This window comes from Sulfitobacter sp. 1A12157, from assembly GCF_043557345.1.
Classification (GTDB): Bacteria; Pseudomonadota; Alphaproteobacteria; order Rhodobacterales; family Rhodobacteraceae; genus Sulfitobacter.
This window is the reverse complement of record NZ_JBIFFV010000002.1, coordinates 38,576-53,417: the sequence shown is the minus strand read 5'-3', so window position 1 is coordinate 53,417 and position 14,842 is coordinate 38,576. Positions and strand designations below refer to the sequence as shown.

The 14,842-nt window shown below is 55.2% G+C and carries 11 protein-coding genes and 1 pseudogene; all 12 read right to left on the bottom strand.

Annotated elements, in window-relative coordinates; genetic code table 11:
* Positions 1-222 precede the first annotated feature (222 nt).
* Positions 223-1,551 (bottom strand): replication-associated recombination protein A, encoded by a 1,329-nt coding sequence (locus ACGYLC_RS04155; protein WP_093737960.1) that lies wholly within the window; start codon positions 1,549-1,551, stop codon positions 223-225.
* A gap of 86 nt (positions 1,552-1,637) precedes the next feature.
* Entirely contained in the window at positions 1,638-3,830 is a 2,193-nt protein-coding gene (locus tag ACGYLC_RS04150) for an AAA family ATPase (protein ID WP_093737962.1), read from the bottom strand.
* A gap of 3 nt (positions 3,831-3,833) precedes the next feature.
* Positions 3,834-4,268, bottom strand: a complete 435-nt coding sequence (locus ACGYLC_RS04145) for a hypothetical protein (protein ID WP_093737964.1) — start codon at positions 4,266-4,268, stop codon at positions 3,834-3,836.
* On the bottom strand, positions 4,268-4,933 hold the full coding sequence (locus ACGYLC_RS04140) for a hypothetical protein (protein ID WP_093737966.1): 666 nt from the start codon (positions 4,931-4,933) through the stop codon (positions 4,268-4,270). Before ACGYLC_RS04140 ends, ACGYLC_RS04145 begins: the two co-directional genes overlap by 1 nt.
* Complete coding sequence (locus ACGYLC_RS04135) at positions 4,926-6,935, bottom strand: hypothetical protein (protein WP_093737968.1); 2,010 nt, start codon at positions 6,933-6,935, stop codon at positions 4,926-4,928. The genes ACGYLC_RS04140 and ACGYLC_RS04135 overlap by 8 nt, the downstream gene beginning before the upstream one ends.
* A complete protein-coding gene (locus ACGYLC_RS04130) occupies positions 6,920-9,169 on the bottom strand; it encodes a hypothetical protein (RefSeq protein ID WP_139186604.1) in 2,250 nt (749 codons plus the stop codon). Before ACGYLC_RS04130 ends, ACGYLC_RS04135 begins: the two co-directional genes overlap by 16 nt.
* Positions 9,166-10,329, bottom strand: coding sequence for a site-specific integrase (locus ACGYLC_RS04125; protein WP_093737972.1), 1,164 nt, complete (start codon positions 10,327-10,329; stop codon positions 9,166-9,168). Before ACGYLC_RS04125 ends, ACGYLC_RS04130 begins: the two co-directional genes overlap by 4 nt.
* 144 nt (positions 10,330-10,473) lie before the next feature.
* Positions 10,474-11,238, bottom strand: a pseudogene (locus ACGYLC_RS04120) (AAA family ATPase); the annotation flags it as partial.
* Position 11,239: 1 nt separating this feature from the next.
* A complete protein-coding gene (locus ACGYLC_RS04115; protein ID WP_394421850.1) occupies positions 11,240-12,613 on the bottom strand; it encodes a trypsin-like peptidase domain-containing protein in 1,374 nt (457 codons plus the stop codon).
* Positions 12,614-12,728: 115 nt separating this feature from the next.
* Positions 12,729-13,145, bottom strand: coding sequence for a 50S ribosomal protein L17 (rplQ, locus tag ACGYLC_RS04110; protein WP_271688296.1), 417 nt, complete (start codon positions 13,143-13,145; stop codon positions 12,729-12,731).
* Between the two features lie 165 nt (positions 13,146-13,310).
* Positions 13,311-14,327: a DNA-directed RNA polymerase subunit alpha gene (locus ACGYLC_RS04105; protein WP_007118862.1), complete on the bottom strand. Its 1,017-nt coding sequence runs from the start codon at positions 14,325-14,327 to the stop codon at positions 13,311-13,313.
* Positions 14,328-14,441: 114 nt separating this feature from the next.
* Positions 14,442-14,831: a 30S ribosomal protein S11 gene (gene rpsK / locus ACGYLC_RS04100; protein ID WP_067263152.1), complete on the bottom strand. Its 390-nt coding sequence runs from the start codon at positions 14,829-14,831 to the stop codon at positions 14,442-14,444.
* Positions 14,832-14,842: the final 11 nt, after the last annotated feature.

Sequence of the window (14,842 nt, the reverse complement as noted above, 5' to 3'; positions counted from 1 at the left end):
TGATTAAGCGCTTGGCTTGAAACCCGTCCTGCAATTCATGCAGATATACAGCCTCCTGTGCGAGTATTTGGTACCAGCGCCTTTTCTACCGCGGAAGGTAAAAAGTCTATCAGGCGATAGCCCGGTCGCAACAAACAATGAGGGCCAACCTACGGCCCTTAATGATGAGAGCGGTCGGCCCTCATTGCTGCGAAATGATCGGCGGGGCGCACCTACTAGTTCTTACCCGCCTTCGGAGTTGCGGACTTTCCGAAGCTTTTCGAAGTAGCGAACCCTTTTTGATAGTTCTCGCTCGAACCCGCGTTCAACAGGCAGATAATGCTGGGGCCTTGCCATCCCATCAGGAAAGAAAACCTGACCAGAGAAACCGTCGGGAGCATCGTGATCATATTGATACCCTTCGCCGTATCCAAGATTCTTCATCATTGCTGTGGGCGCATTCACGATGTGCATGGGGGGAGGTGCGGAACCGGATATTTTCGCATCAGCGCGCGCGGCTTTGTGTGCCAAATAGCCGGCATTCGATTTCGGGGCCAAGGCCAAGTAAATTGCGGCCTGAGATACAGCCAGATCGCCTTCGGGACTGCCAAGCTTTTCGAAAGTGTCCCACGCGCTCAGACAGATACGGGATGCCTCCGGATCTGCCAACCCTACGTCCTCCCATGCGATCATTGTCAGCCGCCGCAGGATAAAACGAGGATCTTCGCCGCCCTCAAGCGCTCTATGGACCCAGTAAATTGCGGCCTCGGGGTCAGAACCCCTTATCGATTTCTGGATGGCACTTGCGATCGAGTAGTGACCATCTGACGCGCGATCATACTGCGCCGCGCGCTGTGTCAAGCGATTGGCCACTTCCTTTGCAGAATAGATATGGTCCCGGGGCCAAGTGAGCGTGCTCTCGACCAAATTCAGAAGAGCTCGCCCATCACCATCCGCCATGGCACAAAGGAGCTCCTTCGCTTCGTCGTCCAAAGGCAGGGGGCTATCAAGAACCCTCTCAGTGCGTGCAATTATGGCGGATAGCGCTCGTTCGTCAAGGCGCTCCAAGACCATCACCTGACACCGGCTAAGCACAGCCCTGTTCACAGAGAATGATGGGTTCTCTGTCGTTGCTCCGCATACGGTAACCGTCCCGTCTTCCATCACTGGCAGCAAGGCGTCAAGCTGGGTCTTGTTGAAACGGTGGATCTCGTCAATGAAAAGGAGTGTTCCCTGCCCCCTGCGGTGGCGGCCGCGCGCCGCCTGGAAAGCCCTCTTAAGGTCCGCGACGCCACTGAATATTGCACTGATCTGCTCGAAATGAAAATCCGTTTTCATAGCCAGCAGCCTGCCAATAGTGGTCTTCCCGACGCCGGTCGGCCCCCACAGGATTAGAGACGAGATTTTCCCTGCTGCCAACATGGAGCCCAGCGGACCATCGCCGGCCAGTAGCTTGTCTTGACCGATAACTTCCTCGATGGCTTGAGGCCTCAGTAGGTCAGCCAAGGGGCGGGTCTTAGCCTTTCCTGTTTCAGGCTCAGTCGCATCGTCTTGTTGCTCAAACAGGTTCATTCGTCGCTCCATTCATTTCCCCAATCAAAGGCACATCAGGTCTTCGTTCGAGGTTCGCGACAAACGTGCATCGAATTCGGGCCACCTTAGAAGTCCGCGTCCAGGTGCTGTAAAAGGTTAGTCTTTCGCTGGAGGGCGATTGAGCCTCGATCCACCGCTTGCTGGACCAGGCCCATATCCTCACTGCAAACAATTAGTTTCTTCTGTGCGCGTGTCGCGCCCGTGTAGAGCAGCGTCTTATCCAGCATGTGCGTTGCCCTTCTGTTCAAGACGAGGATTACGTTCTCCCACTGCGACCCCTGCGCCTTATGGATGGTCATAGCGTAACCGAGGCTCATCTTGTCCAACAGGTCTGCATTTAGATCGAACATCCGGCCGCCGATCTTAACGCAGCCAAGGTGCCCGTCCTCGGTTTGTTCATCGAAGATCTCCACGATGGTGCCGAGATCGCCATTTCTAACGCCAATGTCGTAGTCGTTCTTTGTTATGAGGATTGGATCGTTCAGGTAGAACTTGCTGCCTGTGAAATTTACGTAGTCATAGACGCCGTCCTCATGGACTAGACGAACTACAGGACGGTTGAAGCCCAGCCGGCGTTGCATGCCCATGTTCAGGTTTCCGACACCAGCTTCGCCAGCTTGCATCGAGGTTAGAATTGCGCACCGTTCAGCCCCCCCGTGAACCTGGAACAACTGACCAATTTCATCTGGGTCGACGCGTCGTAGGACAGCGCAATCAATTTCCACTCCCTCCTGATAGTCAGGCAAAGCTATGCACCCGTGTTGATGCCTCACCGCCGTTGCAAACCGATGAATTCCGCTCTCGGCTCCTTGGCGTTTCACCTCAGTTAGTTCGACGGCCGGGAAGGTCGATTTCATAATGTTATGAAACAACAGGCCGCCCCCGACGGGCGGCAATTGGTCCACGTCACCTACGAAGATAAAACGCGTGGCAGCAGGTAGGTGTAGCAGAAGGGCGTGCATGGAATATAGATCGACCATACTGGCTTCATCGATCACAACGATGCAATGGTCGGGACGCTGGTCCTGCTTCTTCCTTGCCATGTCCGCACAGAACTTAGCAATTGTCGAAGCAGGTCTACCAGTGGCTTCAACCATCCTTTGTGCAGCCCGCCCTGACAACGCGACCTGGAAGATATCAACACCAAAGGAGACCCTCTCCAACACCGTCACGATAGCCTGAAGGATTGTCGTCTTGCCCGTCCCTGCTCCGCCCGATAGCGCGAACACGTTCATACTTGACGCAAGCAACACCGCACGCCTTTGCTCATCCGTGAGCCTGAATTGAATGGTCTGCTCAAATTCGCGCAATCGCTCCTTAACCGCCTCAACGGTTAGATTGCACTCCCAATCCGCCGCGCTGCTGCCCGCGCCCGGCGGTCGAAGGATTGCATCACGCAGCCTCTGCCCCGTAAGGGCCTCAAGCAGAAATTCCCCTTCAAGTTGAAAGCCGTCCTCGCCACGGATATAGCCGATGAGTTCCTGTTCCATCGCGTGCCGCAGGACGACATTGAAGTCGACACCCATCTCTCTGCATTTCTTCTCGAACGCAGGCCGTAGCATCAAAGTCGATGACGTAGCGCGACAATATTGCGAAATGAGATCAGCTGCCAACGCAGCTTGGTATTTCGGGTGATCCGAGGCAAAGCCCAACCCCTTTGCAATCTTGCAGCACAGCTCGAATGGGACGTCGAAGTTCAGCAGCCGAAACGGGTTCTCCTTCAACATCGCGATGGTTTTCTCACGCCAAACCGCCGAAAGCGTTTCAGCCAGCTTTACCGGCAGATGGTGATCAGCAAGCCAGTTGATAGCTGCCATGTAGGCATCGCTTGGGAATTCCAGTAGCAGTGGGCCGATGGACCGACTCGGAACCCCAGCCTCCAAAAGCGAGCTAATGTCCCGTTCCTCGATGATCTCGATCAAGCGAGGATTGCGGGCCAGGCGACCAGCCTTGACCTCCCCAATGCCCTTCACGTTTCTCTGGAGCCACGTTTCCAGCAAGCGAGTGTTTGGCTTTACGAACCGAGCTGTATGGGCTTCGAGATGATCCTCGATGATTGTGTATCCGCCGGCCGTGAACGTTGTCTGTGCCGTCGGCCCGTCGACTTCCCACAAGGAACCAACCTTGGCAGCATCCTTGCAGGCTTCTGGCAGCGAAACAGAGAGGCTATTCGCCACGTGTATGACGCTGCCATCAGCTGCGATGCGCATGGCGCTGACAGAGCCATTTCGACGCCTCTTCGATACCTGGATGAGCATGGGTCAGCGGAAGTCTTTCGTCGTCTCCAAGAAGGCATCTCTCGCCGACTTGAAATGCTTCACCTCTTCGAGTTCACGGCGCAATTGTCGGTTCTCCTCTTGCAAGCTTGCGATCCGCTGCAACAGCTTCGAATTCGACGTCGCTGTGCGCTTCATTCGATCATTGGCTCTTTCCCTCGCGGCGCTTTCCTCAGCGATGGATTTGGATAGGGCTGGATGTTGCGAACCCCATCGAACGTCGAGTTCTTCGACGAGTTGTTTGATGGCGGGGTTCTGTCCAAATGAACGTCTGTTGAAGCCAAGCTCAGTGGCAACCTCCTTGCGGTTTAGCTTACCCCGACGAATATAGTCCGCATGATCACCCCGCGCTTCCCGCTCAGAGACCCATGCAACGAAGCGAGCAAAGTTCTCGCTCCCTAATTGCCGACCGCTGGACATTATTCCGCCACCTTCATCTGGAACTTGGTCCTCAACTGATCTTTAAGCCTGCTGATCTCTTCGTATGCTTCAACAAGCTTCCCTTGTAGTCGCTCTACATCCTCATCCAACTTGGCGTTATTTTCGAGAAGACGATTGTTCTGTTGGAATAGCGAAACATAGGAATGGTTCTGGGACGCTAGGCGATCGGCCATGTTTTGCTCGAACGCCGCTTTGGCATACTCCGAAAGCTTTATCTGCTCGAGCTTACGATACTTTTCAAGCAGGGCGGAGTAGGCGGCCTTTCTCTCAGTTGCTGAGGGCCTAGCGTTGCTCAAACTCCGGGCCTTGATCGCGGCCTCCAAGCGCGTGTTCAGCGACCCTATGAACTCTACAGTGCGCAGAACATCTCGCCGATCCTTATTTCTGAGGTGTCCCTCGTTGAGCCCCGCTGCTTTGTTGAGAGTTGCGGCGACCAATTTCCACTCCTTGATTTTGACTGTGCGTCCGGGCTTCAATCCCCGGGTGAATGCCAGCTTCTTCTCGAACGCTACGAGTGCGACATCCACAATGCTTTTGTAGCTTTGCGCAACATCAGCATCATAATACCAGAGAGGCGGGCGAGCTTTGTCAGGCAGCTGAGGAGAGAAATCGAGATCAAAATCTTCCATTTCAAGGTCAGACATCCACCTTCTCCATTTTTCTCACCAGAGCCTCCAGAGCCCTAAGAGTCTTTTGAGCGCCATCAACGAACAGTGGGCCGATCAGATCATTGCCTTGCCATTCCTGAGCCTCCGCTCGGTAGGTCGCAAGACGTCGTTTTAATGTCAGGAAGTGAGGATCATCCTTGTTGTCAGTTTGTTTTATTATGCAACTATTTACACACCCTACGCAGCTATCTACATCAGCCGTTTGGGTTCTTGGAATACCCGCTTCGTCACGGCAATTCGCGAGTTGTTTTGTGTTCTCAGTCAAAACACATAAACCATATTCATGAGGGGTGACAATCGGCTCGCCAACATGCTCTTCTATAATCTGCCTAATGGTTGCATCACGCGCACTCTTATCGTGCATCTCGACTAAACCAATATTGTCCGCTTGCCTCGTGAGGAATTCACCCAGCTGCCCATGGAGGGTGGCAGCACCATCTACGTATCGACTGACGAGTTCAAAAATCTGGCGCCTACCAAGGTGCTGATACTCCGACAGCTCGACCTTATTATGCGTGTAGACTCCAGTCATTTTCGACCCGAAATGGTGCCGGTAATGATCGCGGATAAGTGGCATAATATTTCCATCGAAACGGCGCATGGCAAACTCGGCCCAAGCATGGCGGAATCCATGAGCTGTTACGTGCGGGCAATAGTTACGGACATCATCACCCTGTCCCTCAAGAAAAATCTCGTAGAAGGAATTAACCTGCATCGTAACGTTAATAGCGTTTTTATTCAGAGAGTATACCGGCTGGTTCTGCGAGTTGAAACTATACCTAAAGTAGGAGAAAAGCTCTTTCCTCCTCTCGCAGGTCAAGCCGACGCCACCTAGACCATCCAGGACATCGATAAAATCGGCGACAGCAGCCGAAACATGCCGATCCGTAACGACCCCATGGTTGGTTTTTTCGATGTTCGACGCGAAGATATAGTCCGCCCCCTTTTTCTCGAACGCGTCGCGTGCCATTCCGCTCGCTTCACTATGTCGGATACCAGTCAAAATAAGAATCGCCAAATAACATGCTGTAAGAAGATGGTCCCCCTTTCGGGTAATTGAACTCTTAATTGAATGTGTGCCAATCGCGAATGGGATTGATGGAAGGGGAAGCTGATCTCTCGACTTCACGTTCGGGTAACACTTGCAAAGCTCCTCGAAGAACACTTGATCTACAGACCAAGCCTTTAATCGGCTGCCATAGCATGTGCTCCGTTCACCAAAATTTGAGAAAAATTGGCCAGCGGTCTTCCAACTAGGAAGCCTTCCCTCTTCGCGAAGCCTTCGTTCCGTTTGAAACCACGCGAGGACGTATTTGGTCTCATCCGATTTTATCAGCTGGAAACAATAACCTAGGACAGCCAAAGCAATTTCGAAAGGAACGATCGAAAAACTTCCGCCAGCCCGCCAATCTGCGTAGCTTTCGCCGGCATCTCTCACCCATACTGAGCAAAGGTCTTCCCAACGCCCACTTAGATTAGACGCCGGTAAGTACTGCTCAGGCACCAAACGGTGCTCCGCGTACCGCAGATCATACATCCACGCAAGTAGACGAATTCTACTGAACACCGTGGGCCCCCGAGCAATCGAACCATCGATATTGTGTATCACGAGCTCTATAAGTTCACTCTCACTGAGATCAGCTAGCAGTCGCCCCTGAAACTTACTGTTCATGAAATGAAATACTGAGGCAATGTTACCATAGGTAGAACTCATGCTTCTGGGACTCTGCACAGTCGCAAAGCCATTATCCACTCCTTCACAACGCAAGAACACAATATTCTTTGCGACCAGCTGCTGCCAGCTTCGAAGCTCCCCGAAACGACTCCTAAAGTCAATTTTCACTACCTCGCCTGAATCGACGTGATGAATAAACCAAATATCGTCGAAATACTTACCTGGGTTCTTGGCGTAACAAGAAGAGTCAATGAGAGGAGCACCGTCAGACGAACTAGCAGCATCTATCATTCCACGATCCATGAGTTCCCCCCTTCCGATATCGGTGCATGTGGTATCCTGCGTTCCAAATGCCCATATTTTTCAGATGCATCTTTCAGACTGACAGCACTGAAGCGCTTCAGGAGCAACTCAAGAAAGTTAAGCTTTGCCCACGCATTGATAGCCTTGTCGAGGTCTTGGGTGGCAAAAAGACCCTCTAACTCTCCCTCGATATGGCGCACCTCTTCCATCATCATGCGAGCCGTGAGACCGGAATCGAAGAGATAAATCATTCCATCCTTTTTAATCAAACCGCTTTTTTCGACAATAAATTTCTCTGCCTTGGCGGCCGCTAGGATTGTTTCGGGAGGAGCTTCGAGACTACTTCCCCGCAAGCCTATAAAATCCACTAAAGCAGAAACTGAAAACGGGCTTGTTCTCTCCTCCCATTCACCAATAATATCATGTGAAATACTGGCCATTTCCTCTGACACGGCGGCGGCAAACGCCCTGCCCTTCCTCAGCTTCACTTTATCTCTCGACCGCGCCCGATAGATTTCCTCACGGGTCTTCAATGTATGAAATTCATTCTGCGCTTGTCGTGAGAGTTCATCTGGATCTTCACTGTAATAGGACTTCAGCAGCGTAGTGGATTTAATGAATCCTCCTCGTTTTGCTTCTTCCGCATATACATGCGACTGAGCAATTGCCGAAGGAAGCAGCGCTTTAGCCGTACGCCTTTCGACGTCACCAAAATTAAACGCTCTGCCATTCTGACGTTTGACTTGAACGACGCTTAAGTATATCTGTTTAACTACAATTAAGTTTGCGTCTGACAAACCGTACTCGATCAGCCCTTCCGAGTGATCGGAGAAAGCCAAATGATAGAAATTCCAGGTGGAGCTAAAACGGGCAGTCTGCGGTTTATAGGGTGATATCATCGCTTCAGAAACGACATTCCCCAATGGGCGCTGATCATAGTCCCACAGATATGCTTTAAGCGCTCGACCCATCCTAGTATTCTTCTTAATACAAACGTTCTCGGCCTTACCACTCCGCCCCTTGAAGCTTCTAATCCAAATTCCTGTCGCATCTTCATCAATTTGCGCCCGTTTGAGGCGAACCGTGTTAGACAACTGAATTCTTCGTGATGCCAACAGCCAGACAAGGCACGTCTCTTCTTCCAAACTGGGGCCTAAGAAGTCGAGAAGTGAAAGCATTAATCTGGACATAATGGAGAAATTCTTCCCTCCATTTTCCCAAATAGACCATTGAGATTTCGGGTATGAACATGACGCAGTGACTTTTAAAAGCTGGTCTGCGAAACCCTTCGCTCCATTTTTGGCCAAATTCACTGCGGATGAAAAACGTTCGAAATGTATTGACTTCCGCCATTGGGACATTGCGATTGCATTGAGAAACGCATCATCCATAGCCACCAGAATCTCGATGTTAATACCCAAGATTTCGAACCACTCATTCTCCCATTTCAGAACTCTGGGTGAGTACGCTTGTGTTCTTTCAATCTTCTTGAGCCGTTCCACGCCGATCCGCGTCACCGCATCACAGATCTTAGCATATAGCTCTGGATGTTCGTTCCGAAGTCGCTTTCGAACATCTGACCATTTTCGGATAAACGCAGATGCATAATCAGTAACAGCATCGATGTACTGCTCATTCGTATAGTTAAGACTATCGCCGAATACATCTTCGAGAGACCTGGTCGGGTATCTTTCTACCGCTCTTAGGTTTGGCCAATAGCCGCTATCGAGGGCTTTTGCCCCCTTCCCCCCGATAAGGGTTCTGATCTCGCGCTTCACTTTTAGATCATCGCTCTTATCGGCGGCTTTATTGAACAGCCTCTTGGCGTCGTCCATGCTTGCCTTAATGCTGTATTCTGATGTCAACTCAGACTTTAAACGCTTGAGTAGCGCTCTTCCAAAATAACGCCTGTCTGATTCTTCACCGCTGACCGCTACCTTCACTATATATTCAAATGCTCTTTTATAACTTGGCACACGGGAAGCTGTGATGCCCGATTCTGGGGAATTTATGACTGCAATCATCGGCCCGATATATCGGTGGCATCGTAGTTGGGCAGGGACGCCAACCTCTTGAACCACGCCGAGGCTATCTACACCAATCCGTGCCACCCCCTTCAATGTGCCTGGTACATTCTGGACGTTGCTACGGTATTCTGCAGCATAGTCGCTCTCTTCTTCAGTAAGGCCTCCACGAATTAAACGCGCTTCCGCAAATGAAGATCGATTAGTCATTCAAACTCCTCCGTCAAGTAGCGGACTTGGCTGGCATCAGATGTTTGATCGACCATTTTGGCATTCTGTTCTTCGGCGTTGCCATGGAGAAGGATTTCGAAGTTGATGTATATATTCGTGGTGTCGAGACTTTCATGCCCTAACCTCTCTCTAAGCTGCTCATAGTTTTCGTTCAAAGCGCGAAGCCTATTTGCAAGGTTAGTCGCGTAGGTATGTCTCAATCCGTGGAATGTCCGTGTCCGGCTATGCCGTATCCACATATCGAGATTGGGAGTGTTCGCATTCCCATTCAATAGTATGGCGTCCTTGCAAGACTTATAAATTTTTGACGGATATGACGTGCTTAATCTTCTGTCGCGCGCCGACCCAAACGCAATATCGCCCGACACATGAAAGGTATTAACATAGCGGAGGATATCCTTCGCCAAGGCAGTTGGGAAAGCAATCTTCCGTACCTTTCCGGAACCCCGCCCCTTACCAATGATTGCGTACAAAAATTCGTTTCTCTGGCTGCTTTCAGCTTTCTTCAGCTCACTCCTAATTCTTGGAATACTGAAGTTGTCGGGATCAACAATTTCAGCGCCGCGGCAACCGGTCTCGTAGGCTACACGAAGTATGAGTTCATCTCGCCTTCTTAGCCTCGCGTTCTTTTTAACAACGTAACCAGAGAGGGTTTCGAAGTCTTTATAGGAAAGGTATTTCGCGTAAAGGCCAAACGGATCGAGTGAATTCTTTGTTCCGGCCGCCAGATTCACTTCCTCTTGCAGACTATGATTTATGTATTCCGATACCTCTATAGCCTTCTCAATGAACCCCAGATGCTCCATCGCCCTATAGAACTTTGCGATGAACCCGTGATAGTGTTCAACGGTAGTCGCTTCTAATCGCTTCTCTTGAAAGAGATGTTTGTCTAAGTATGCTTCGAGAAAGAACGCATCGACTTGGAGAGGCTCTATCCCTTTGCTTTTGGCAAAGTTCAGGAAATTTGCGACTTGGTGAGCCAGTTGATCATAGCCTCTCGGCTTCCGGTAGTATTCATTCATGAGCCAGATAGACGCAGGGAAGTAGGGTGCGAGCGTATCACCGTCTCGGATCATCTTGACGGTTCTCACCATGCCTTGGTGTTCGACTTCGCAAGTGACAACCTCAAATCCGCTCATACTGCTCCTGATGATGATCTGCAGGCTGTGGGCAGGTAGTTAATTCACCATTCAATATTACATTTTGCCGTAAAAATATACCCCGTCGTCGAAACGACCCTCAAAACGCTGGTTTGGGTATTTTTTTGCTTTGGTCTATAGAGTTAAATATGAGATGAGGTTGTAATGCGAATCGCCCGACTTGTCGTATTGCGCCGCGCGGCGCATCAGGCGCTTCGAGAGGCCCGCCTTGTCGAGCGGCGCGTCGTCCTTCCACGCCGTTACCTGTTCGATCAGATTGAGCAGCGCGCGCCCGTCGCCATCGGCCATCTCCAGCAGCGCCTCGCGCGCGTCGGGTTGCAGCGGCAGGGGCTTGCCCAATTCGCGCTCGGCCCGTTGCGCCAGACGCTCCAGATCGTCATGCGGCAGGCGTTCCAGCACCAGCACCTGCGCACGGCTCAACACGGCGGCGTTAAGCTCGAAGCTCGGGTTTTCCGTGGTGGCGCCGACCAGAAGGATGGTGCCATCCTCCATATGCGGCAGAAACCCGTCCTGCTGCGCCTTGTTGAAACGGTGTATCTCGTCGACGAAGAGCAGCGTCCCCTGCCCCTGCCTGCGGCGCAACTTGGCCGCGTCGAACACCTTGCGCAGTTCCGGCACGCCCGAGAAGATCGCGCTGATCTGCACGAAATGCAGGTCGGTCTCGTCGGCCAGAAGCCGCGCGATGGTGGTCTTGCCCACGCCCGGCGGCCCCCAGAAGATCAGCGAAGACAGCGCCCCGGCGGCCAGCATCACCGAAAGCGGCGCATCGGGGCCGAGCACCTGCTCCTGCCCGATCACCTCGGCCAGTGACTTGGGCCGCAACCGGTCGGCCAAGGGGCGGTGGCCGCCCTCTTCCGCCTCGTCTGTATCTCCGAACAGATCCGCCACGCTACCCCCTGAACTGCAGCGCCATGCGCCGGTCGCCCCGTTGTATCACCATCTGGATGCGCCGCACCTGCCCCGAGAGCAGCGCCACCAAGGCGGCCGTGTCTTCCACCGCCACGCCGTTGACCGCGAGGATCACGTCACCGTTCCGGAGCCCCACGCGCGGGCCGAAGCGCCCCGTATCAAGCACCACGACGCCCGCGCTTTCCAAGGGCAGGTTCATCTCGGCAATGACCGCCGGGTTGATCCGCGCGGCCCTAAGCCCCGGCAGCAGGCTGCGGGCGCCCAAGGTGACCTCGGCCCGGTCCGGCACGTCGGGCGCGGCGATCAGGGCCACTGTCACCTCCATCAGGTCACCGGCGCGCATGACGCCCACGCGCGCGGAATGGCCGAGCCCCGCGACCGACATGCGGTAGATCATCTCCGCGGGCGTGTTCACCGGCTCCCCGTCGACGCTGACGATCACGTCGCCGACCTTCAGCCCCGCGCCGTGAAAGGGGCTCGCCGCATGCAGACCCGAGACGATGATGCCACCCGGACGGTCCAGCCCCAATGGCCCCGCCATCTCGGCATCCACCGGCTGGCCCGACAACCCGGCCCAGGGGCGTTGAAAGGCGCTCTCGCCCGCGCGGGCCTGTGCGACGAAGGCGGCGACCAGATCGGCAGGGATGGCGAAGCCGATGCCGTTGCTGCCGCCCGAGCGGGTGAGGATCGAGGTGTTCACGCCGATCAGCCGCCCGGACATGTCAATGAGCGCGCCGCCGGAGTTGCCGGGATTGATCGGCGCGTCGGTCTGAATGAAATAGCCTTGCCCGCCGCCGCCTGCCGCGCCCGAGCGCGCCAGCCCGGAGACGATCCCGCTCGAGACGGTCTGGCCCACACCGAAGGGGTTGCCGATGGCGAGCGTCAGCTCCCCCACTTCCACCGCGTCGCTGTCGCGCAGTTCAAGGAAGGGCAGATCCTCCGCGCCCTCGAGCTTGAGGATCGCCAGATCGCTCTCGGCGTCGCCCAGAAGCACGCGGGCGCTGTACTCGCGCCGGTCGTTCAGCACCACGCGGATGTCGGTGGCGGTGCCGACGACATGGTAGTTCGACACGACGATCCCGTCGGCGGACAGGATCACGCCGGAGCCGAGCGAATTCTGCACCCGGGGCCGCTCGGAAAAGGGATCGCGAAAGAAACGTTCGAAGAAGGGATCGGCCTGCAACGGCGTGCGCCGGGATTCGGTGATGGTGCGGGCGTAGATGTTCACCACCGCGGGGGCGGCCTGTTTCACCAGCGGCACGAAGCTCAGCTGCATCTGCGCGGCAGAGCTGGGCACCTGCTGCGCCATCAGCGGCGCGGCCAGCAGCATGAGGATCAGGGCAAGGGCTCTCATGCCCCCAGATATGCGCAGGGAGCGGGGCCGGTGCAACTGCGAACTAACGCCCCTGCCCGGCAAAAGAAAAGCCCCGCCGAGGGGCGGGGCTTTCCGAATAACGATGGCGGGGATCTTATTCCGCCGCGTCTTCCTCGGCCAGGCGCGCCTTGTCGGCGGCACCCTTGGCGTCGCGGTCGCGGTCGACGAATTCGATGATCGCCATCGGCGCCATGTCACCATAGCGGAAGCCGGCCTTCAGGACGCGGACGTAGCCGCCCTGACGGTCCTTGTAGCGGGGGCCCAGCACGTCGAACAGCTTGGCGACATACTGATCTTCCTTCAGCTTGCTTGCGGCCTGACGGCGGGCGTGCAGGTCGCCGCGCTTGGCGAGCGTGATCATCTTCTCGATGATCGGCTTCAGTTCCTTGGCTTTCGGCAAGGTGGTCTTGATCTGCTCATGCTCGATGAGCGAGCCTGCCATGTTCGAGAACAGCGCCTTGCGGTGTTCATGTGTACGGTTCAGGCGGCGGTATCCACGTGCGTGACGCATTGTCTTACTCCAATCGTGATGCCCTCTACGGGCGGTTTTGCTTTGTCTGGCCCGCGATGCGTGTCACGGGCTCTCCTTGGGGCGTGTGCCCGGTCTTCACGGTTGTGCCGATTTCTTTGGAAGAAATCGGTGCCGGAAACTTCGGAAGTTTCCGGCGCCCGTATCTTAGAACGAATCCTCGAACTTCTTGGCGAGGTCTTCGATGTTCTCTGGCGGCCAGTCCTCGACGTCCATCCCGAGGTGCAGGCCCATGCCCGACAGCACTTCCTTGATCTCGTTCAGCGACTTGCGGCCGAAGTTCGGGGTGCGCAGCATCTCGGCTTCGGTCTTCTGGATCAGGTCGCCGATGTAGACGATGTTGTCGTTCTTCAGGCAGTTTGCCGAACGGACCGAGAGTTCCAGCTCGTCGACCTTCTTCAGCAGCAGCGGGTTGAACTCCAGGCCGTCGTCGTCGTCCTGACGGGACGCCGATTCCGGCTCGTCGAAGTTCACGAAGATGCCAAGCTGGTCCTGCAGGATGCGCGCGGCGAAGGCCACGGCGTCGTCCGGCGTGATGGAGCCATCGGTCTCGACCTTCATGGTCAGCTTGTCATAGTCCAGCACTTGACCCTCACGGGTCGGCTGCACGTCGTAGGAGACCTTTTTGACCGGCGAATAGATCGCGTCGATCGGGATGAGACCGATGGGCGCGTCTTCCGGCTTGTTCTTGTCGGCGGAGACATAGCCCTTGCCGGTGTTGACGGTCAGTTCCATGTAAACATCCGCACCATCGTCGAGGTGGCAGATCACATGCTCGCGGTTCAGAATCTCGATGCCGGCGGATTCGGAGATGTCACCGGCGGTGACGACGCCCGGGCCCTTGGCAGAGATCGACAGGCGCTTCGGCCCTTCGACTTCCATGCGCAGGCTGACGCCCTTGAGGTTCAGGATGATGTCGGTCACGTCTTCGCGCACACCGGCGACGGAGGAGAACTCGTGCAGCACGTTGTCGATCTGCACGGAGGTGATTGCCGCGCCCTGCAGCGAGGACATCAGCACGCGGCGCAGCGCGTTGCCGAGGGTCAGACCGAAGCCCCGCTCCAGCGGTTCGGCCATGACGGTCGCCTGACGTGCGGGGTCGTTGCCCGGCTTGACGTCAAGCTGTTGCGGCTTGATCAATTCAGCCCAATTCTTGTGGATCATGCGTCCCTCCATCCTTGTTTGTGCCTCATGTCCAAATGACACAAACGCTCGAGGTTTCTGAAAAGCGGTATGGGGCCGCACGCCAGGCGCGACCCCATGTCAAACAGTCCCGGTTTAAACGCGGCGGCGCTTCGGGGGGCGGCAGCCGTTGTGGGCCATCGGCGTCACATCACGGATCGAGGTGATGTTGAAACCGGCGGCAGCCAGGGCGCGCAGCGCGCTCTCGCGGCCCGAACCGGGGCCCTGCACTTCGACTTCCAGCGTCTTGACGCCGTGATCCTGCGCCTTGCGGCCCGCGTCTTCGGCGGCCATCTGGGCAGCATAGGGGGTCGACTTGCGCGAACCCTTGAAGCCCATGGTGCCAGCGGACGACCAAGAGATCGCGTTGCCCTGCACGTCCGAGATCAGGATCTTGGTGTTGTTGAAGCTCGAGTTCACATGCGCCACGCCTGCGGCGATGTTCTTGGAGACCTTACGCTTGGTGCGTGTCTTATCGCGTGCCATTGATCGGACCC